A 20,287-nucleotide genomic window follows, 5' to 3' on the forward strand; every position below is an offset into this window, starting at 1 on the left:
ATTGTGTCACGTTCGCCATCGCAAGCGCACCGCATCATATGGCAAAATCGCGATCTTGCGAAGGTTCAACCGGCAATGTTCAGGGTAGGAAACTTGTTTGTAAGTATTTTTCGCGGGGCACGATTTGGTCTCTCAGTAGCGATAACTAATGCAAATCTTTTGAATCGGTTGATCGCAGGCTATCTTGAACGCCTGACGCGGTTTCATGTGGTCTTAGCCAAGCCCGCCTTCGTGCTACCAGGTGCTTACGTCTGTACTATCGGTTTGATAACTGGCAGCCTCTCATGAGACTTGGTATTAGTGCCGTTGAATTTGACACTTACCTCATGCTGGAGGGTTCATGACTTCGCTGGAACGAAACAGGGCCGAGATTGTTCGACGGACAGGGCGCGCGTTTTCGACATTATCGAACCTCATTGATAGTCATGATGTCATCTCGTTTGATGTGTTCGGCACGCTGCTGGCGCGGTATGTTCCAAGTCCACATGATGTTTTTCGGTACATGGGTCAATCGCTAGAAATCGACGACTTTTGCTCCGCAAGATTGAAAGCAGAACAGCTTGCGCGGCGGCGGTTCGGAACGGAGAAAAGTCCTGAAATCAGCCTGGACGAAATTTATGAGGTTCTTTCGGTCCTCCTGCCGGGCCACGGCGTCAAACCGGATGACGAACGGGTGTATGAGAAGGGCCTCGCCTATGCAGATCAGGCTTTTAAAATGGTTGCAGAAACCGCCCGGCAAAAAGGTAAGCGGGTAATCGGCATCAGCGACACCTATCTGAACAAGTCAGAAGTTTCGGGGCGGCTTGAAGCAAGCGGGATTGTACTGGATGAGGTGTACACTTCTTGTGAAAGCCGCCGACATGGACTTGGAAAATTCAACGGGCGCATGTTTTCTCACGTGGCCGACAAAGAAGGGGTCGCGCCGCAACGCGTTCTGCATTTTGGCGGAGATCTGATCGCTGATGTCGAAAATGCGTTGGCCCGCGACGTTACAACAATTCACGTGCGGTCACGCCAGGCTTGCCTGAAGCAAGACAAAGCCCCTTTTACCGACCCGAATTACGATGAGGGTTCACTTACTGCGGATTTGATATTGGGCCAAATCGCGGCTCGCCTGCCACATCTAGACCCGGAAGAATCCGACCTTTACGGTTTTGGTTTCAACATGTGCGGGCCCTTGCTGTTCGGGTTTTGTGACTACATCGCAGAGCGTTCAAAGCGAGATGAAGTTGATCATCTTCTTTTGCCGGCTGGCCAAAGTCACATTATCGAACAGGCGTTGGACATATTGCAGCTTTCAACACCGGAATATTCGGTCATCGACGTCAAAGAATCTCTTCCGGTCGATCTTTCAGAAGATCCCAAGGTTGAGGGCGAGCTTCTAAAGCGGGGCCTTGAGAAACATATCAGACAAGACGCACAAAATGCCGCCATCGTGGATGTTGACTGTAACCTTCCGCCCGTCGGTCCGATCGGCACAATGGGCCAGTCGCGTGTGCATTGTTACTGCTTGGGATTGCGCAACGACTCTGGCGACAGGGAAGGACTTTCAGCCTATTTGTTTGACGGTTTGAGCGTGGCGAATTTCGATGTGGCGGCAACGAACGGCGTCGTGCATTTCGAGTTTCTTTTTTCGAATCTGGATACGGAACCCAAATCTTCAGGTGACAAGAACGACGCGCCCAACCGGATTAGATGCATCGCTTTGCAAGATGTCCATCGAGGGGCTCTGGAATTTCTTCGCAAGATTGCCCCTATGAAAGACGCGTTAGACCGCCGGGGACTTACAGACTACAATCGACGTTGCTTTTCGCGCCTGGTTTCGATTCCAACGGAACCGGAAATCCGCGCACTCGAAGACGTGCCACATCTCTTGCATCGAGACCAAGATAGCTGGACATCCATCGGCTCCGTCTGGAAGTTTACGCCAGCGTCGCCTCACACTTTGCCGACCATGGAAAATCTGCTGACAGAGCGTCGGTTGGAAAACTATGATCTACTTCTTCCAGCTGCCATAAAAGAGTTGTCCTTGCGTGATGACATTGGGCAAATGAACTGGCGTCGAATTATGTTTCGTCACCCTTTAAAAATATCTTACTGGAACTCCATTCGGCGTTATTTGCGGCGCTCCGGGAACAATTGAGGCTGGATTATGAACACCAAAGTAAGAGATCCACTAAGGATTTTTGTTCCGTTTGTGAACGAGACGATGGCCACGGATCTGTTCACCAGAAACCCGTACTTGTCCGGCCAAGACATTCACCTAATCGATAATCGCGATAGGTCCGCAGGTTTGCCCGAGCTTTATAATGAAATCATAGAAAAACACCTTGATGAAGACGCATGGCTGTTCTTTGTCCACGAGGATTTTGAAGTTCAAGGTGAGTTGTTGGACACCGTAAGTCTGGCTAAAGAAGCTGTATATGGCACTTTCGGTATAAGGATGAGCGGGCACCTTCCGAACGCGTATGGGCAGCATAAATGCAGCGATCGGGATGGCACCAGCGTCCAGCAAGTTGGCTTGCCGATAACTGCCCCTACCTGGGTTGAAACATTGGATTGCGTAGCGATCCTGCTACACACCCGGCTTCTGCGGGAACGGTCGGGGTTGCGATTTGACCAAACCCTGACGTTCGACCTCTATGCCGAAGATCTTTGCATCAATGCTCAGGAAAATTTCGGCATCCCGGTTCTGGTCGTTCCGCTTGAGTTTCAACATTACTCAAAAGGATATGCCACCGAGCGCTATTGGCGCGGTATCCGGCATCTGGGCGAAAAATACCCAAATGTTGCTATGCCGGGAAGCTGCTCTTTTATCGGGGGAAAGGCGGCTGATCTTGAAGCCAACTTTACCTATGATATCCCAGCCAATACCAAAAAGCGGCGTGATCTCAGGAACAAATCCGCGTCCTGATCGCTCGGCTTCTGCAAACTCGGTGCGCCGCGGCTGGGCTGCTATAACTTTATCTTCTTTCGTTTGCGTAGCACAAACTTTAACCAGGCGTAGGAGAACGGGTTTAGCTGCGCACCGTACGCGGCCCGCCAACGGCTGTTCTTTGCATTGCGGTAATGTGTATTGAGTTCTCCAATTCGCGTCAAACTTTCGCCCGTGGTGTCGCCGACACCCGCAAAAACTCTGACGTTCTTGAATCGCAGAGCGTCCAGACGATGCGGCTTGCTCAGGAATTGCCGCATGTCCTTCTCATCCTTTGGGTCGGTGTACTTGGCCAAAGTGTCGACAGGCATCGCTTGCAAAACGGATCCGATTGCTTGTAGCGCGGCATCTTGAATTATCTTCGCCCGACGGAGGTTAGCCGCCTCCAATTCGCTGACTTCCGCGATGTCCCACGACATGTCACCAGTATCATCTTCGAGAATTCGCAGCACACTCCCGTGGTCTGCCGAGCAGAGAAATTCGACAATGTCCCGAAAATCATTGACCCACGGCTGCATGACCACAGGCATTCCATTTGAAATTGCGTAGCTCTCATATTCCAGTCCGCTACGGCTGAGGATCGAAGCTGCTTGCCAGCCTGTTCCAAAATACAGGCCCAACACATCGGCTTTGGGGTCCACGATCTCGCAAATGGATCGCTGTAGGCTGCCGCGCCAACCGACGTCAAAAACCGCAGTTTTCGTGCCCGCGGGGAAGGCCGTGCGGTAGTACTTTGTCAGCACGGCCCGTTCATGTTCGAAGGACTGAAAAAAGGTGTCAGGGTTGTCCTTCAGTAGGCCCAGGATCTTTTTTCTGGTTTTGCGCTCAAGCGGTTCAGTACCCTTGACACCATGGCCTTCAAACAACGTCTTCAGTATTGGCCCGCCTGAGATCTTGGCTAAGAAATCATCGATCGTTTCGGAGCCCTCAAGCGTGGCGTGAAGCATCCCGCCAATGGTCTCGGGCTCCAGAACCGTAAATGGCAAGGTGAGCAATCGTCGGGATGCGCCTACGTACTGGGTGTCAAAACCTTCAGGCCACATCAGTTCGAATGCGGCTTTGGGAAACATGCCATCACGCGCAAGAAATGCGATCCGTGAGATTTTTCTGCTTTCCATCTCCTGCTTCATCCAGATCATCATGGATGTGATCAAAGGGGCAACCAGTACCGCTCCGAAGGCCTCGAAATACTGGTCGTCGGATAATGTTCGAAAGTCCAGTTTCTCAGAGTCGTAGTGATGGGTTTCCAGGAAATTCGCAGCAAAAATCTGTGAAATCGGGCGTTGTCCAGCCAATAGATTGGAATGACGCTTTGGCTTTGGAGATCTTGCAGGCACATCCTTACTGGCCAAAACAACATGAGAGCGCATACCGGCGTTGATGGCCATTTTGCCATCTGCATGCCGATTGTCGCCAATGTGAAGAATTTGGTCATTCGGCACACCAAAGTGCGCGGCTACGTCGTCGAATAGACTACCGGAATGTTTGGTTTTTCCTTGCTCGTTTGAGACGAAAACGCGTTCCCAGCCTGTTATGCCTTTTGCTTGCAGTGCTTTCTCAAGATAGTCCTGCGGCAGGTACATATCCGATGTGATGACGAGACGCTTTTTAATTTTCTGTAAATGTGCAACCAGTTGACGGCCAAAACTGGTTGCGTGAAGTAAGTCCATTTCAGTTTCAAGTTCAAGCCGTTTGATTTGCTCAGCTTGTTGCTGACTGCAGTTCGTCAACAGTTCAAAACAAAGGTAAATCTCGTCCAGCGAGACATCTTCCAAACCTCGCTTTTCGGAATCCTCGCGCGCCAACTGTTCAGCAGCTTCCCGGTAGTCCTTGAAATACTCGGTTACTTGTTTTGTTTGTTGCCGCGTGGACATGAAATCAAAGACGTCGACAGGAGATTTGCAATGGCGAAACAGCAACGTATCAAAAACATCCACTGACAGGAAATCATGCGTTTCGATCTGCTCAAAAACCTTGCCGCTAGACGAAACGACGTTTTTTTTGTCAACTTCGCTTGTAGATGGCAATGATGCCTCACGCTGTTTAGTTTTGTCTGCCATGGTGCTCGTTTCAGAAATCGCCGTAATCTCGTAACAATTGTGGGGACGTACCTCGTTCAACGGATCAAAATTTACAAGCTGAAACTTGATTAGAACCACCCTTGTCTTCGGACACTGTCACACCCACATTACCGGCTGCTCGTACTAAAATTGCGTGGTGCGAAGTGTGGCGCACCACGCTAGGTCGTGGCGCGGGTAACTTTCATTATTGCAAACGATAGCGGATCGAAGCGAAACAGTCACATTCTAGATCGTTTCCTTTTCCGGAAACCACGCGCGTGTGCGGTTTGCGAAGGCAACCAGCGACAGCATCACCGGGACCTCAACCAGAACACCGACAACCGTCGCCAGCGCCGCGCCCGAGTTCAGACCGAACAGGCTGATGGCCACAGCGACAGCCAGCTCAAAGAAGTTCGACGTGCCGATCATGGCGCAAGGTGCGGCGATCCGGTGCGGCACTTTCAACGCAAAGGCTGTGCCGTAGGCTAGCGCAAAGATACCGTAGCTCTGGATCAGGATGGGTACTGCGATCAGGACAATCACCAGCGGTTTGGCCAGAATGGTCTGTCCCTGCAAGCCGAACAGAATGACGACAGTGGCGATCAGGCCCATGACCGACCACGGTTTGACACGTGCGGAAAATGCGTCGATGGCCTGGGGCGATCCCAATGTACGGCGCGTTATCAGGCCGGCGATCAGCGGTAATACCACATACAACACAGTTGCCAGAACCAGTGTCTGCCATGGAACCTGAATGTCGGTCACACCCAGCAGAAAGGCCACGATTGGGGCGAATGCCACCACCATGATCAAGTCGTTTACGGAAACCTGCACCAGCGTATAGGTCGCATCGCCCCTAGTCAGCTGAGACCAGACGAACACCATGGCGGTGCACGGTGCAGCACCCAGCAGGATCAGCCCGGCCGTATATTGAGCCGCGTCTTCAGGTTCGATCCATGGTGCGAAGACGTGCTCAAAGAACAAAACCGCCAGAAAGGCCATGGTGAACGGCTTAATCAGCCAGTTGACCACCAGCGTCACGATCAGCCCGCGTGGCTGGCGTGCAACGCCCGCCACTGCGCCGAAGTCGACGCCGACCATCATGGGGTAGACCATCGCCCAGATCAGAAAGGCCACGACCAGATTGACGCTGGCCACTTCGGCCGAGGCGATCAGTTGAACCAGGCCGGGTGCAACCAGTCCGATCAATACGCCGCCAACCATGGCCAGCGCGACCCAGACGGTCAGGTAGCGTTCGAAGATGCTCATGTATATGCCTCATTCGTCTGGTCGGTTAGTTTGCCGGATGTCAGGGCGGCCAGCGCGACCATAGCAGCAGCGGTGCCCAGAACCAGTGGAAGCCCGCCAATCTGATAGGTAAGTCCCGACAGGACAGTGCCGACCAAGCGACCAGTCGCGTTGGCCATGTAGTAAAAGCCCACATCCATCGTCACACGCTCGGACTTGGTGAAGGCCAGGATGAGGTATGAATGCAGCGCCGAATTGACGGCGAAGATTGCCCCAAATGCCAATAGGCCCACAACCAGCGTAACGGTCAGCCATGTCTCGGGGCCGGATGAGAGCAGAACCGCGATGGTCAGGGCAGCAGGCACGCAGAACAGCGCCGCGGCCCAATTCCTGGCGGCGAGGATAAGATCCCCTTCCGGGCGTTCCTTTGCGCGCAGGATTTTCGGCGCGCTGGCCTGAACAGCGCCGTAAAGTATGACCCAAACGGCCATGAATGTGCCGATCATAAAAAATGCGGCACGGTTGCCATCCTCAGTTCCATCCGACAGAACTGCGTAAAAATAGATCGGAATGCCGACCACGAACCACACGTCCCGCGCGCCAAACAAGAAGACACGAGCGGCGGATAGCCAGTTCACATTGGCGGATTTTGAGAAGACCTCGGAGAACTTGGCGCTTTTGCGCCCTTTGGGCAGGCCGGTCGGCATGAACAGGATGACGGCGACGAGGAATGCAGCAAGTATGATCGCCATAGCCAGAACGGCCCACATGAAGCCCACTGTCGCCAACAGTGCCGCCCCAAGCAGAAACCCAAACCCTTTCACAGCGTTCTTCGAGCCGGTCAAAATAGCGACCCAGCGAAACAACCCTCCGCCCTCGGTCGGGGCCAGCAGTTTGACGGCGGATTTTGAGGACATCTTGGCCAGGTCCTTTGCAACCCCACTGGCCCCTTGCACAATCATCACAAAGACAACTTTTACCGGGATCGCCCAATTAGGGTCTAGTTGCGTAAGAACCAGCAACGCTGCAATCTGCAGTGCCAGCCCTGCATAAAGCGTCGATGTCAGCCCGAACCGCGCCGCGATCCAACCGGCAGCAAGGTTCGTGCCCATGCCGGCGATCTCATACAGAACAAACAGATATGCCAACTGAACCGGCGAGAATCCCATGCTATGAAAGTGCAGCAGCACCAGCATACGCAGGGCCCCGTCGGTCAGCATGAAGGCCCAATAGGCTGCTGTGACCGTGATATAGGCCGACATACTTTCGGGCCTTTGGGTCACAGCGATGCACCAACCATCAGGGCAACGTCGACCAGACGATGCGCGTAACCCATTTCATTGTCGTACCAGGCATAGATCTTCACCTGTGTCCCGTTCACCACCATGGTCGAGGGCGCATCCACAATCGAGGACCGTTCGTCGTTGGTGTAGTCGGTGGAAACCAGCGGCCGCGTCTCATAGCCAAGGATATCTTTCAACTCACCTTCGGCCGCGGCCTTGAAAAGCGCGTTGACCTCTTCGACTGTGGTTTCACGCTCAACCTCGAAGACGCAGTCGGTCAGCGAGGCATTCAGCAAGGGAACCCTCACCGCGTGGCCGTTCAGCCGCCCCTTGAGTTCCGGGTAGATCAGCGTGATTGCCGTGGCCGACCCGGTGGTGGTCGGGATCAGAGAGTTCAAAGCAGATCGCGCCCTGCGCAGATCTTTGGCGGGGCGGTCCACGATGGTTTGCGTGTTGGTCACGTCGTGAATAGTGGTCATCGACCCGTGGCGAATACCAAGGTTTTCGTGGATGACCTTGACCACTGGGGCCAGACAATTCGTGGTGCACGAGGCCGCCGTCACGATGCTGTGGACATCCGGATCATAAGTGGCCTCGTTCACGCCCATAACGATGTTGGCGGTCGGGCCATCCTTGACCGGGGCCGAGACAACAACCTTCTTAACACCCGCTTCGAAATAGGGGGCCAGCTTGGCCTGAGTCTTGAAAACACCGGTGCAGTCGATCACCACATCGACACCGTCCAGCGGTAGTTCCGCCAGATCTCTGGTGCCGATAAAGGGTAGGCGGGTGCCGTTGATCGTAACGCTGTCGGCGTCATGCGCGAACGCGGCATCCCAGCGGCCATGTACGGTGTCAAACTCCAGCAGGTGCGCGTGCATCTCGGGGTCGCCCACCGCATCATTGATCCAGGCGATCTTTGCGCCTTTGTCGAGCAGCGGTTTCAAGGCCAGCTTTCCCATCCGGCCCAATCCGTTTACAGCATAAGTCGTCATTTCATGTCCTCAGTAGGCGTCCTGCCGATGTCATCAACAGCAGATTGCAGTGCGATCCGGTCGAGGCTTTCGACCGGCAAAGACGTAAAGGCCTCAATCCGGCGCTTGAGCGCGCCATATGCATGTTGAAATGCAAGGCTTTTTTCGGCATCCGTGCCCTCGGCCCTGACCGGGTCCGGCATGCCCCAATGGCCACTGATTGGCTGGCCTTCCCAAGCGGGGCATTCTTCATTTGCGGCCTGATTGCAGACCGTGAAGACGAAATCCATCTCAGGCGCGCCGGGGGTTGCAAATTCGGACATGTTCTTGGACCGCAGGATGGATGTGTCGTGTCCTTTGTCGTCCAGAACTTGCACGGCCATCGGGTTGAGCTCGGATGTGGGTTGCGTGCCGGCCGAGAAAACGTTGAACCGGTCGCCCCCCAACGTGCGCAGCAGGGATTCCGCAAAAATCGAGCGGGCAGAATTGCCCACACACAAAAACAAGACGTTGAACTTACGGTCTGTCGCGGCCTCATTTCCCTGAGAAAATGGCATGCAGATATCAGGGCGACCGCGACAGCAATCGACAATCAGATAATCAAGCATCTGCTGCACGTTTTTCATTTCAATCGAATAGAGCAGCGACGTCCCAGAACGTTCCTGCTTGACCAGCCCCGAACGCTGAAGCGCGTTCAGATAGTTCGACAAGGTGCTGGCCTTCACGTCGAGCTCCGCCGCCAGCTCGCCCGCCGGAACACTGTCAGGAAAACGTCGCATGAGCATGCGAAACACAAGGATACGCTGCGGATGACCCAGGATGGCCAATTGGTCTGTTATCTGTTCTATCATATTTCATGAAATATTAAAATAAGACAAACCAGTCAACCGAAAATACATGGCCATCGAAGGTGAGCGTAAGCGTTGGAACAGGCGTGATATTCTTGCTGGAGCGTGGTGATGGAATGGGCTTCAAGCGATCTGAGCTGTGGGAATCACCATCACACACCGGTAGGCGTCCGAGGATATCGAGACTTGCACGCATCTGCCCGAGGGTTTAAAGGAACCGTCGCTTGCCTCAATAGCTCAGCTGGTAGAGCAGGTCCTTCGTAAGGACAAGGTCGGGGGTTCGAGTCCCTCTTGAGGCACCACTTTCCCTTGGATAGTCAAGCTAGCGGCCTACCTCGTAACTCACTTTTGGTTCGATCCTGCGGGCTATCATCGGATGCTAGCGCAGCTCAATCTCCGAAGCTTTTTGCCTGCGTGATTTTCATCCGCAAGGGCCATGCTTCCGATCGGTAAGCAGGTATCAGGGAACCGTATGTGCGGTGGAAAAACGCTTTCAAGTGACGGGTTATGATACAAACGAGAATCGTCAGGAAATTTGCAAATACCTATTTTAAGACAGATATTTGAAGGTTTTGGGTTAAGCCGCTCTGGTGGTAGCATTCAGCTTTAAAAGTTGTTTCCACGCCAGTTCTTAGACATAGACAAGGAGTTTCATCATGAAAGGTGACAAAAAGGTAATTGAATACCTGAACAAAGCTCTGCGCCACGAACTAACGGCCGTCAGCCAATACTGGTTGCATTATCGCCTGCAAGACGATTGGGGCCTTGGCAGCATGGCCAAGAAAAGTCGAGAAGAATCCATTGAAGAGATGGAACACGCCGACAAACTGATCGAACGGATCATTTTTCTGGAAGGTCATCCCAACCTGCAAAAACTTGATCCCCTGCGGATCGGCGAAAACCCCCGGGAAACGCTGGAATGCGATCTTGCGGCGGAACAAAGCGCGCGCGCGCTTTACAAAGAGGCGCGGGATGTCTGCAAAGAGGCCGGAGATTATGTCTCGATGGGATTGTTCGAAAGCCTGATGTCGGATGAAGAAGGCCATATCGACTTTCTGGAGACTCAGATCGAACTGTATGATCGCGTCGGGCCAGAACTTTTCGCGCAACTCAACGCAACAAAAATGGAAGACGCCGAATAGGTGGTCGTGTTGGCGACAATGGCCGCAGACGTTGGGATTCTTGACAGCAGGCGGTTGCAGGATTAGGGCATCGTCGGCCTAAGCGCATTCCCGCACACCGAGACCTATCAGGTATTCACCGGTCACGAACAAAAGCTCATTTGGTTCGGCAAACCGCGCTTTGGACATGAACCAGGTTCTGACCGGATTTGGGTAGTAGCTGGATAGCGACGCGCTTTTCCTGTCGAACTCATCTGCCGTCATTTTCGTTCGGTTTGGGTGATGGGGGCCGTGAAAACCAAAGATCGTCTCGGGCGAAACACAAACATCGTCCGCACCCAGCAGCATGGTGCAACTAGAGTGGCAATAGTCCCCGTTGATCTGGAATTGCGCGTTGGTCCGGTTGGCGATTTCGATCTGGACCATGCGATCCACAATCCGCCCGCCCGGATCATTGCCAACCTGAATCTCTTTTGAACTTGCCGCCACGCTCATCAAAAAAAGCGCGACCAAAGCTGCCATTATGTTTCTCATCCGCCCGCCTGCTCAAGGGTGGAGTTTTTGTTTTTCTTACTACTATCAGAAATGCGGGAAAGCGGGAACGTTGCGCCGCGACTCAAGTAGTTCCTGTGTTCTCAAGGACTCACCCAAAACCGGCTGAATTCGGCGGCTGCCCGAAATTTCCGCAAAAGCGGTGCTCGCAGATTTTCAAACAACGGTGAAATTCAGTTGCCTAGCGTCATGACTCAGGCACGTTTTTCACCGATGGTTGCAACACCCAGTACGGACAGCACTTTGGCCTCGATTTGCTCGGCATTCAGACCCGCGACTGCGTACATATCCGCAGGGTTGGCCTGATCTATGAAGGTGTCGGGCAAAACCATCGAGCGATACCTGAGACCCTGGTCAAAGGCGCCTTCATCGGCCAAAAGTTGGGCAACATGGCTGCCAAAGCCGCCGATGGCACCTTCTTCAATGGTGATCAACGCCTCGTGGTTGGCGGCCAGATCCAAAATCAGGTCGTGGTCCAAGGGCTTGGCAAATCGAGCATCAGCGATAGTGGGGTTGATCCCACGCGCGGCCAGAGCTTCAGCCGCTTTCTGCACTTCGGCCAGCCGTGTCCCGAAGGACAACAGTGCGACCCGCGCGCCTTCTTGGATGATCCGGCCTTTGCCGATTTCCAGAACTTCCCCACGTTCGGGCAAGTCGACGCCGACACCTTCGCCGCGAGGATAGCGGAAGGCAATCGGGCCTTCATTATGCGCGACGGCGGTGGCCACCATATGCACCAACTCGGCCTCATCCGCCGCGGCCATGACCACGATGCCGGGCAGGTTGGACAAATAGGCGATATCGAACGACCCCGCATGGGTCGCGCCATCCGCGCCCACCAACCCCGCACGGTCGATCGCAAATCGAACCGGCAGGCGCTGAATGGCCACGTCATGCACGACCTGATCGTAGCCACGCTGCAAAAATGTGGAATAAATTGCGCAGAAGGGCTTCATCCCCCCCGCAGCCAGAGCGGCGGCGAAGGTCACACCGTGTTGTTCGGCAATCGCCACATCGAAACAGCGCGACGGATAGCGTTCCGCAAACAGGTTCAGCCCAGTTCCGTCGGGCATCGCGGCCGTGACAGCAACGATCTTGTCATCGCGTGCGGCCTCTTCCACCAGGGTTTTGCCAAAGACCGACGTGTAAGACGGTGCGTTTGAGGGCGCTTTCTTCTGCTCCCCCGTTACCACGTCGAACTTTGCTGTCGCGTGACCTTTGTCCCTGGCTAGCTCGGCGGGGGCGTACCCCTTGCCCTTCTTTGTCAGCACGTGGATCAGGATCGGGCCAGTGGCGCGGGCCTTGACCGTGCGCAGGACAGGCAACAGCTGATCCATATCGTGCCCGTCGATCGGACCGAGATAGGAAAAGCCCAGCTCCTCAAACAATGTGCCGCCCACGGCCATGCCCTTGAGCATCTCCTTGGCGCGTTTTGCCCCTTCGCGGAAAGGTTCCGGCAACAAAGACACTGCACCTTTGGCGGCGGCTTTCAGATCATGGAACGGCTCTTCTGCGTAAATTCGGGACAGGTAATTGGACAGGGCACCAACCGGCGGGGCTATGCTCATTTCATTGTCATTGAGAATGACGATCAGGCGTTTTTTCAGATGGCCTGCGTTGTTCATCGCCTCAAAGGCCATGCCTGCAGACATTGAACCGTCACCGATCACGGCAATCGCGTCACCCAATCCCTCGGGCGTCACACCGCCCAGATCGCGCGCAACGGCAAACCCCAGCGCGGCACTGATCGAGGTTGAGCTGTGTGCTGCGCCAAACGGGTCATAGGGGCTTTCGCTGCGCTTGGTGAAGCCGCTCAGCCCGTCCTTCATGCGAAGGGTACGGATACGGTCGCGCCGTTCGGTCAGGATTTTGTGCGGATAGCACTGATGACCAACGTCCCAGATGATCTTGTCGCGCGGCGTGTCGAACACGGCGTGCAGGGCGGTCGTCAATTCGACCACGCCCAGACCCGCGCCCAGATGCCCGCCGGTAACAGACACGGCCGATATTGTCTCGGACCGCAATTCCTGCGCCACCTGATGCAGCTGCGCGTCCGAAAACTGCTTGAGATCCGCAGGGCGGTTCACAAGGTCCAGCAGGGGCGTATTCGGGCGGTCAGACATGTGGCGTTCCTGGCTTAGCTGTCCCGGGCAATAACGAAGCGTGCCGCGTCCTTCAAGGTTTCAGCATTGGCACCGTAACCATCCAACGCCGCGCAGGCCTGATCGACCAGTTCTACGGCGCGGGATTTCGCGGCGTTCAGACCCAAAAGCGAAACAAACGTGGCTTTGCCGGCCTGGGCGTCCTTTTGCAATCGTTTGCCGGCCTTCTCGACATCACCTTCAATATCCAGAATGTCATCAGCGATCTGAAAAGCAAGGCCAAGCGCCTGGGCATATTGGCGCAAGGGTTCGGGATCTGCCTGAGCCAAACGCGCACCGGCGCAGGCGGACCATTCAATCAGAGCACCGGTTTTGCCCGCCTGCAACTTGGTGATCTGCTCCAGTGTCAGGGGCGCGGCCGCTGTTTCAGCCGCCATATCCAGCGCTTGCCCCAGCACCATTCCCTGCGCACCGCTTGCTTTGGCCAGGGTTAGAGCCAATTCAGCACGAGCCTCTGCATTTCCGACCTCGGGCCGGGTGCACAGCTCAAAGGCCAATGTCTGCAGGGCATCACCGGCCAGAACGGCGGTGCCTTCGTCCCACTTTAAGTGCACGGTCGGACGTCCACGTCGCAGATCGTCATCGTCCATGCAGGGAAGGTCATCATGGACCAGCGAATAGGCGTGCAGGGCTTCGATGCCTGTCGCAGGCCAGATTGCCTGTGTTGAGTCGATGCCATGCATCCGCGCGCTTTCCATCACGAGAAACCCACGCAATCGCTTGCCGCCCTGCGTGGTGTAGGCCATCGCCCGGGTAACATCCAATTCGTCCAGCGCGCTTAGGACCAGATCGAACTGAGCCTGAATCCGCGAGGCATCCTGCGCCAGAATTTCCTTGAACATTTACTGACCTTCGACAGGCGTCGTCCCGGTTGGCTGCCCATTGGCATCCAAAGTAATGGCTGCGACCTTTTCTTCAGCCCGCTTCAATTCGTCTTCGCAGCGTTTCTTCAACGCGGCACCGCGCTCATACAGCGCAATGGACTGATCCAGCGCCACGTCACCACGCTCCAACTGGCCGACAACGGCCTCAAGCTCTTTCATCGCTTGTTCGAATGTCATCTGATCAACAGGAGTATCGGTCATCGGGCTGCCTTCATCAGTTCTTCCACATGGGCACGAGTGGCCTCGGCAAGGGCGTTCAGATCATACCCGCCCTCCAAAGTCGAGACGATACGACCCTCACACAACTCATCGGCGATCTTGCACAGCTCAGCCGTAACCCAGGCAAAATCGCCTGTGGACCAGTTCAAGTTGGCCAGCGGATCGTCCTGATGCGCATCGAAACCTGCCGAAATGATGATCAGCTCCGGCTTGAATGCGCGCAGTCTCGGGAAGGCTTGCGTTTCGTAAGCTGTCCGCATCTCGGCCCCACCTGTGCCGGGCGCCAACGGGATGTTCAAAACGGTCTCATAAGCGCCGGTTTCATCCGGGCGCCCTGATCCAGGCCAAAGCGGCATTTGCTGGCTGGTGATCACCAGTGCACGTCTTTCGTCCCACAGCAGATCCTGCGTGCCGTTTCCGTGGTGAACGTCGAAATCGACGACGGCTACGCGTTTCAATCCATGATGATCCAATGCGTGCTTGGCCGCCAGCGCGGCGTTTCCAAACAGGCAGAACCCCATTGCCGTTTCGGTTTCGGCATGGTGACCGGGCGGGCGGATGGCGCAAAACGCATTCGAGGCTTCGCCACCCAAAACCATATCCACCGCCCGCACAACCGCACCGGCAGCCCGGTAAGCCGCGTCCACCGACCCCGGAGACATGAAGGTGTCGCCGTCAATCTGTTTGAAGCCATCGGAGGGCCTGTTGTTACGGATTTTACGGATATGGCTTTCCGGATGCACGCGCAGAAGGTCGTCATCCGCCGCCAAAGGGGCGGTTACACGTGTCAGTTCCAAGCCTTCTAATGCGTGAAGAATGTGCTCTAACCGCGCCACCCTCTCGGGGTGACCTTGCGGTGTCACGTGATCAAGGCAATCGGCGTGGGTCAAAAGGGCGGTTGTCATCGGGATCCCATCTTCATCTGGCCAAAAATATCCTCGCCGAAGGCAAGAAAGCGCCGCGCCGCGGCTGAATCAATCTGGTGCCAGCATATATCCGGCGCCGCGGACGGTCTGCAGGTAACGCGGCTGCTTGGGGTCTTGTTCAATCTTGCGGCGCAGACGGGTGATCTGAACGTCCACCGCGCGTTCCTGCGCCTGACCTTTGTCGCGGCCCAAATCTTCGACCAGTTTGGTGCGGCTGATCGGTTCGCCCGGCTGGGCCGAGAAAATTTTCATCAACTGGCTTTCGGTCGCCGTCAGGCGCACCGGGTCTTCACCCTGCCACATCTCGCCACGCTCGATATCGTACCGGATCGGGCCAAGATGCAGTATCTTCGCCGTCGCGTCCTGCGCAGGTGTTTCTGGCATCCGACGCAGGATCGCATTGATCCGCAACAACAGCTCTTTTGGCTCGAACGGTTTGGCTAAGTAGTCATCCGCACCGGCCTCAAGCCCGGCAATGCGATGTTCGGTTTCACCGCGCGCGGTCAACAGCAGGATAGGAGTGGTATGGGTTTCGCGCAGCGCCTTGGTCAGGCTGACCCCATCCTCGCCGGGCATCATCACGTCCAGCACGATCATGTCGAAATCCAACCCCGAAAGCACCCGCCGTGCATGTGGTGCATCCCTTGCAGCCGTGACCAGAAATCCGTTCCGCATCAGAAACTTCTTCAACAGATCGCGAATGCGCTCGTCATCGTCGACGATCAGCAGATGGGCATCCATTTCGTTCATGAGGTGGTTTCCCGCAGTTTCGTATAGGCATGACGCATATCAGCATCCATCATCGCTTCAAGCACTTTACGAAACCCCGACACAGCCTCGGGTCCCGCCTTTTTGTACGCTGCACGCATTCGGACGCGCTGCGCCTCAGACAGTTTGCCTTCTAGTGCCTTGCCCTGTTCTGTCAGAAATAGGTGTCTTTCGCGTTTGTCCACTGATCCGACCCGGCTTTCGACCAGACCGTCGTCGATCAACGTCCGTAAAACCCTGTTCAGAGACTGTTTTGTTACGCCCAGAATGGCCAGAAGGTTATTGACCGTCGTACCCGGCGCACGGTTGATGAAGTGGATTGCCCGATGGTGCGCCCGTCCATAGGCCATTTCGGTCAGGATGCGATCGGGATCTGCGGTAAAACCGCGATAGGCGAAAAACATCGCCTCAATTCCTTGCCGCAACTGCTCGTCGGTCAAAAACAACAGGCTCTCGCCACCAAAGGCTGGGGCGGGACGGGTATCCGACATAGTATGCCTCATTCGTTACTCTATCCGAGTTTATGTCAGCGTTATTGACATTCCAAGAGTGGACAGGTATCGAATCGCAGTTTTTGCGTAACTTTATGTCCGAAACGGACTTAACCAGCGCAATAATCGGAAATTTTTCCCAGGTCAGGAGGTTTCGCATGGCGGGGTATGATGATCGTGACGGTGTCATCTGGTTGGATGGCAAACTGGTGCCCTGGCGCGAAGCCAATGTGCACATCCTGACCCATGCGATGCACTATGCGTCTTCGGTGTTCGAAGGTGAGCGTGCTTATAACGGCAAGATCTTCAAAAGTCGCGAACATTCTGAGCGTTTGATTGCCTCGGCCGAAGCGCTGGATATGCCGATGCCCTATTCGGTGGACGATATCGAGGCCGCCAAGGAAGAAGCACTGAAAGCCAGCGGCTTGCAGGACGCCTATGTCCGGGCACTGGTCTGGCGTGGTTCGGGCGACGATATGGGTGTGGCATCGGCCAAGAACCCAGTCCGGATGGCCGTCGCGGTCTGGCCCTGGGGTGCCTATTATGGCGACGCCAAGATGCAGGGCGCCAAGCTGGATATCGCGGAATGGAAGCGCCCCAGCCCGGAAACCATCCCGGTTCACGCCAAGGCAGCGGGTCTGTACATGATCTGCACCATCTCGAAGCATAAGGCCGAGGCCAAGGGCTGCTCGGACGCGCTGTTCATGGATTGGCGCGGTTACGTGGCCGAGGCGACCGGTGCGAATGTGTTCTTCGTAAAAGATGGTGAGGTTCATACACCTCTGGCCGATTGTTTTCTGAACGGGATCACCCGTCAGACCGTCATTCAGATGCTGAAAGACAAAGGTATCACCGTCCATGAGCGCCGCATCAAGCCCGAGGAAATGGCGGATTTCGAACAGTGCTGGCTGACCGGCACCGCAGCTGAGGTGACCCCGGTGGGCCAGATCGGCGATTATACGTTTGAGGTCGGAGACCTGACCCGCGAGATCGCCGCCGATTATGAGGCACTTGTGCGCGCCTGATAACTCTCAGATGCATTGACAGAAGCCCTCGCGCTTTCGCGGGGGCTTTTTCATTGCCGCACGTCCAAGAATCTTTGCAGATCGTCCACATAGCTGGACGAACGCGCAGCCGCGCTTATCTTAAACCAATGTTGGATCTGCTTAGCGATATTCTCACCCGCCTGTCCTTGAAGGGCACGTTTTACTTTCGAACCTCTTTCACGCCGCCCTTTGGTATACAGGTGCCGGCCTATCAAAATGTGGCCAGATTTCACTTTGTACAACGCGGAGAGTTGAAAGTTTTTGTCTCTACCACAGGGCAAACTCTGCGATTGAAGCAAGGCGATCTGATCGTGATCCCGCACGGATCAGCCCACGCGTTATTGTGCAATGAGGTTCAACCGCTGGATGCCTTGCCGCTTGAACACGTATTGGAAGAGGCCGGGTACAAGGGCGACGGGGTTCTGATTTATGGCGGCGAAGACAAAAGCCGCGATACGCAATTGATCTGCGGTCATTTCTCTTTCACCGGACCGCCGGGGCGACAGGGAACCGGGCATATGCTGATTGATCGGCTTCCCCCATACATCCTAATCGAAAACTATGGCGAAGAAGCCGGGGCTTGGATCGAAGCCACGCTGCGCATGATCGGGTCCGAAATCAACGGCGCGCGGATTGGTGGTGACCTCATAGCGCTGAAACTGTCCGAGGTCCTGTTTGCGCAGGCCATACGCGCCCATCTAGAACATCAAAGCCCCAGCGAAACCGCGCTTGCCGGGTTCGCCGATTCCCGCATTTCGCGTGCATTGACTGCGTTTCACCATTCGCCCGCGCAAGAGTGGAGCGTCGAGTCTCTGGCACGTGAGGCCGGAATGTCTCGCACTGCGTTCGCACAGCTATTCGCAGACAAGATGGGGACAACGCCCATGCAGTATCTGACCGATTGGCGGATGCAGATTGCGTGTCACGGATTGACTGAGGCCCGCTGGAACGTGGCCGATGCCGCGGCCGAGGTCGGCTATGCCTCGGAAGCCGCCTTTTCGCGGGTGTTCAAAAAGCAGGTTGGCGTATCGCCAGCCGCCTATCGATCAATGCACTGATCGAATTGAAACTCTGGACGATCTGCAACGTTTTACGAACGATCCGGAATTAAACGTTCCGACTTACTTTCCTAGCTTGAGGTTGTCTCATATCAGGAAAGGAACTCTCATGTCTCTCCGCTTTGTCACCCGCAATATTCACGCTTATCTGGACTACCCTGTTGCCTTTGCGCTGATGGGGCTGCCCTTTTTGCTTGGACTGGGGCAATCCAACCCGATGGCGTTGTGGCTGTCGGTGGTCACCGGCGTCGCGGCGTTTGTCCTGACGGTGTTGACCGATCACCATTTGGGGATCTGGCGCGTTCTTCCCTACAACTTTCACTTGGCGGTCGATCTTCTGGTCGGAGTCGTTTTCCTGGCCGCGCCCAGCCTGTTTGGGTTTTCGGGCCTGGATGCGATCTTTTACTGGCTGAACGGGGCTGCGGTTGTCGCTGTCATCTCGCTTAGCGCACCAGAGCAGGGTGTTACGGCTTGAACCTGACGCACCTTGGATTGATCGCAACAAGGTGAATTCTCAAAAAACCAAAGCCGCTTGTCCCACCGACAGGCGGCTTGCTGATCTGTTTGTTCGCGCCGTGTATCAGCATATGTGAGCCTAATAAGTAAGAATTTAGGAAATTGGTTTCCTCAAAACGCCTGAAATAGTTCCGCTCCAAGCCAGTTAACTTCGGGGTTACTCAGGATGTGTTTTTTTGATCTTGCAAATTCCGACAAAAATAATCAGATAAAGATTAAGGCCAGATGTGCTAACATCCAGCACGGGGTTTCGAGGCGGTCTGCGGGCTTAGCGTATAGCCTGGTGAGAGCGCGCCACCGCCTCGGAAACGACACGCGCAACAGGAAATGACGATGGGTGACTCACTTGACGAAATCATGGCACGGCACGAAGCGGCCACCGCTTGCGGATGTTGCTGTGACGACGATTATTGCGCCTATGTCGATAAACCCAAGTCAGCCCAGGGCGACGGGGCTGCACAACCTTTGCCGGACAGCGCCGCCTGCCGACGCGGATCGGTCAGGTTTCTCAACGAAAACCCGCCTGCGTAACAGCCCCTGAGGGGGGCTGTTTAGACTCTGATGTTCAGAAATCCACCCCGCGCTGGGCTTTGATTCCGGCCTGAAACGGATGCTTTTCCTCGGTCATCTCTGTGACCAGATCGGCATAATCGCGCAGCGCCTGCGGTGCATCCCGGCCCGTTAGGAAAACACTGGTCTTGTCAGACCGTTCTTTCAGCCCATCGATCACCTGTTCAACCGACAGGTATTCGTACCGAAGCGCAATGTTGATCTCGTCCAAAACGACTAGATCGTAGTCACCGCTGGACATGAGGGCGCGTGCCTTGTCAAAGGCGGCGTTTGCGGCAGCAATGTCGCGTTCGCGGTCCTGGGTATCCCAAGTGAAACCCTCGCCCATTGTGTGCCAGGTCACCAGTTCGCGTTCTTCGAAAAAGCGACGTTCGCCGGTTTTCCACTTGCCTTTGATGAATTGAACAACGCCGACCTTCTGACCCCAACCCAGCGCGCGGATCACGACCCCGAACGCGGCCGAAGACTTTCCTTTACCCTTGCCAGTGTTGATCAGCACCAGCCCGCGGTCCGGATCAACGGCCTCGGACACTTTCTTGCGGTGCTGGGCCTGCACCTTCTGCATCTTTTCCTTGTGGTCTTCTGCGTCGCTCATAGGAAACCCTCATCTTCTGTTGGGCACACCC

General features: G+C 55.4%; 20 protein-coding genes and 1 tRNA gene. 8 read left to right on the forward strand and 13 right to left on the reverse strand.

Annotation, left to right across the window (positions count from 1 at the left end; all coding sequences use genetic code 11):
• The first annotated feature begins 445 nt into the window (after window positions 1-445).
• Both AC2FIB_RS11820 and AC2FIB_RS11825 read left to right on the forward strand, forming a co-directional pair.
• Window positions 446-2,143, forward strand: coding sequence for a hypothetical protein (locus AC2FIB_RS11820; RefSeq protein WP_496842122.1), 1,698 nt, complete (start codon window positions 446-448; stop codon window positions 2,141-2,143).
• A 9-nt stretch (window positions 2,144-2,152) separates the two neighbouring features.
• Window positions 2,153-2,914, forward strand: coding sequence for a hypothetical protein (locus AC2FIB_RS11825; RefSeq protein WP_496842123.1), 762 nt, complete (start codon window positions 2,153-2,155; stop codon window positions 2,912-2,914).
• A gap of 41 nt (window positions 2,915-2,955) precedes the next feature.
• Here AC2FIB_RS11825 and AC2FIB_RS11830 read toward each other — a convergent pair whose 3' ends face one another.
• The 5 genes from AC2FIB_RS11830 to AC2FIB_RS11850 all read right to left on the reverse strand — a co-directional run bounded on the left by AC2FIB_RS11830 (window position 2,956) and on the right by AC2FIB_RS11850 (window position 9,351).
• A complete protein-coding gene (locus AC2FIB_RS11830) occupies window positions 2,956-4,995 on the reverse strand; it encodes an HAD-IA family hydrolase (RefSeq protein ID WP_496842124.1) in 2,040 nt (679 codons plus the stop codon).
• Between the two features lie 246 nt (window positions 4,996-5,241).
• Entirely contained in the window at window positions 5,242-6,264 is a 1,023-nt protein-coding gene (gene arsB, locus AC2FIB_RS11835; RefSeq protein ID WP_496842125.1) for an ACR3 family arsenite efflux transporter, read from the reverse strand.
• The gene (gene arsJ / locus AC2FIB_RS11840; protein WP_496842126.1) at window positions 6,261-7,505 is read right to left on the reverse strand and encodes an organoarsenical effux MFS transporter ArsJ; all 1,245 of its coding nucleotides are present in this window, start codon (window positions 7,503-7,505) and stop codon (window positions 6,261-6,263) included. The genes arsB and arsJ overlap by 4 nt, the downstream gene beginning before the upstream one ends.
• A 17-nt stretch (window positions 7,506-7,522) precedes the next feature.
• Window positions 7,523-8,521 (reverse strand): ArsJ-associated glyceraldehyde-3-phosphate dehydrogenase, encoded by a 999-nt coding sequence (locus tag AC2FIB_RS11845; RefSeq protein ID WP_496836336.1) that lies wholly within the window; start codon window positions 8,519-8,521, stop codon window positions 7,523-7,525.
• Entirely contained in the window at window positions 8,518-9,351 is an 834-nt protein-coding gene (locus AC2FIB_RS11850) for an arsenate reductase/protein-tyrosine-phosphatase family protein (RefSeq protein WP_496842127.1), read from the reverse strand. Before AC2FIB_RS11850 ends, AC2FIB_RS11845 begins: the two co-directional genes overlap by 4 nt.
• Window positions 9,352-9,574: 223 nt before the next feature.
• Here AC2FIB_RS11850 and AC2FIB_RS11855 point away from each other — a divergent pair.
• Window positions 9,575-9,650 (forward strand) — tRNA-Thr (locus AC2FIB_RS11855).
• A gap of 354 nt (window positions 9,651-10,004) precedes the next feature.
• Window positions 10,005-10,490 (forward strand): bacterioferritin, encoded by a 486-nt coding sequence (bfr, locus tag AC2FIB_RS11860; RefSeq protein WP_108860610.1) that lies wholly within the window; start codon window positions 10,005-10,007, stop codon window positions 10,488-10,490.
• A 78-nt stretch (window positions 10,491-10,568) separates the two neighbouring features.
• On the opposite strand, the gene AC2FIB_RS11865 is transcribed toward bfr, so the two are convergent.
• The 7 genes from AC2FIB_RS11865 to AC2FIB_RS11895 form a co-directional block, all read right to left on the reverse strand.
• Window positions 10,569-10,991, reverse strand: coding sequence for a hypothetical protein (locus AC2FIB_RS11865; RefSeq protein ID WP_496842129.1), 423 nt, complete (start codon window positions 10,989-10,991; stop codon window positions 10,569-10,571).
• 224 nt (window positions 10,992-11,215) lie between these two features.
• Window positions 11,216-13,144, reverse strand: coding sequence for a 1-deoxy-D-xylulose-5-phosphate synthase (gene dxs, locus AC2FIB_RS11870; protein WP_496842130.1), 1,929 nt, complete (start codon window positions 13,142-13,144; stop codon window positions 11,216-11,218).
• Between the two features lie 14 nt (window positions 13,145-13,158).
• On the reverse strand, window positions 13,159-14,025 hold the full coding sequence (locus AC2FIB_RS11875) for a polyprenyl synthetase family protein (RefSeq protein ID WP_496842131.1): 867 nt from the start codon (window positions 14,023-14,025) through the stop codon (window positions 13,159-13,161).
• Window positions 14,026-14,268 carry an exodeoxyribonuclease VII small subunit gene (locus AC2FIB_RS11880; protein ID WP_058272726.1) on the reverse strand — a complete coding sequence of 81 codons (243 nt, stop codon included), beginning with the start codon at window positions 14,266-14,268 and terminating at the stop codon, window positions 14,026-14,028.
• Entirely contained in the window at window positions 14,265-15,191 is a 927-nt protein-coding gene (locus AC2FIB_RS11885) for a histone deacetylase family protein (protein ID WP_496842132.1), read from the reverse strand. Before AC2FIB_RS11885 ends, AC2FIB_RS11880 begins: the two co-directional genes overlap by 4 nt.
• A gap of 69 nt (window positions 15,192-15,260) precedes the next feature.
• Window positions 15,261-15,962 (reverse strand): response regulator, encoded by a 702-nt coding sequence (locus tag AC2FIB_RS11890; protein ID WP_496842133.1) that lies wholly within the window; start codon window positions 15,960-15,962, stop codon window positions 15,261-15,263.
• A complete protein-coding gene (locus tag AC2FIB_RS11895) occupies window positions 15,959-16,471 on the reverse strand; it encodes a MarR family winged helix-turn-helix transcriptional regulator (protein ID WP_496842135.1) in 513 nt (170 codons plus the stop codon). The genes AC2FIB_RS11890 and AC2FIB_RS11895 overlap by 4 nt, the downstream gene beginning before the upstream one ends.
• Window positions 16,472-16,629: 158 nt before the next feature.
• Between AC2FIB_RS11895 and AC2FIB_RS11900 the strand changes: the two genes are divergently transcribed.
• From AC2FIB_RS11900 to AC2FIB_RS11915, 4 genes are all read left to right on the forward strand, one after another.
• Window positions 16,630-17,496, forward strand: coding sequence for a branched-chain amino acid aminotransferase (locus tag AC2FIB_RS11900; protein WP_170561661.1), 867 nt, complete (start codon window positions 16,630-16,632; stop codon window positions 17,494-17,496).
• A 128-nt stretch (window positions 17,497-17,624) separates the two neighbouring features.
• Window positions 17,625-18,575 (forward strand): AraC family transcriptional regulator, encoded by a 951-nt coding sequence (locus tag AC2FIB_RS11905; protein ID WP_496842137.1) that lies wholly within the window; start codon window positions 17,625-17,627, stop codon window positions 18,573-18,575.
• Window positions 18,576-18,684: 109 nt separating this feature from the next.
• On the forward strand, window positions 18,685-19,050 hold the full coding sequence (locus AC2FIB_RS11910) for an SPW repeat domain-containing protein (RefSeq protein ID WP_496836325.1): 366 nt from the start codon (window positions 18,685-18,687) through the stop codon (window positions 19,048-19,050).
• Between the two features lie 374 nt (window positions 19,051-19,424).
• The gene (locus AC2FIB_RS11915) at window positions 19,425-19,622 is read left to right on the forward strand and encodes a hypothetical protein (protein WP_496726176.1); all 198 of its coding nucleotides are present in this window, start codon (window positions 19,425-19,427) and stop codon (window positions 19,620-19,622) included.
• Window positions 19,623-19,656: 34 nt separating this feature from the next.
• On the opposite strand, the gene cobO is transcribed toward AC2FIB_RS11915, so the two are convergent.
• Window positions 19,657-20,256, reverse strand: coding sequence for a cob(I)yrinic acid a,c-diamide adenosyltransferase (gene cobO / locus AC2FIB_RS11920; RefSeq protein ID WP_496842138.1), 600 nt, complete (start codon window positions 20,254-20,256; stop codon window positions 19,657-19,659).
• Window positions 20,257-20,287 lie beyond the last annotated feature (31 nt).

The sequence above is a fragment of the Ruegeria sp. YTSA072 genome (genome assembly GCF_059610285.1).